We start from the raw sequence: 327 nt of genomic DNA on the forward strand, positions 1-327 counted from the left end.
CGGCTCATCTCGCGCTTCGTCTCCAGCGACGACCCGGAGAAGCTGCTGCTGGTGGTGCTGGGGCTGACCCTGCTGGTCGCCGGGATCGCCCAGCAGCTCCAGGTGTCGGCGGCCGTGGGCGCGTTCCTGGTGGGCATCGCGCTGTCCGGGGAGGTGGCCGAGGGCGCGCACAACCTGCTCAGCCCGCTACGGGATCTGTTCGCTGCCGTGTTCTTCGTCTTCTTCGGCCTGCACACCGACCCGGCGAGCATCCCGCCGGTCCTGCTGCCCGCCCTCGCGCTGGCCACCGTCACCGCCTGCACGAAGGTCGCCACCGGCTACTGGGCG

1 protein-coding gene is annotated in these 327 nt (G+C 71.6%); it reads left to right on the forward strand.

Annotation, left to right across the window (positions count from 1 at the left end):
- Window positions 1-327: cation:proton antiporter domain-containing protein (locus CCN51_RS52575; RefSeq protein ID WP_245881916.1), on the forward strand; the 327-nt coding region annotated here is incomplete at both ends.

The organism is Streptomyces milbemycinicus, from assembly GCF_002154605.1.
GTDB lineage: Bacteria > Actinomycetota > Actinomycetes > Streptomycetales > Streptomycetaceae > Streptomyces > Streptomyces milbemycinicus.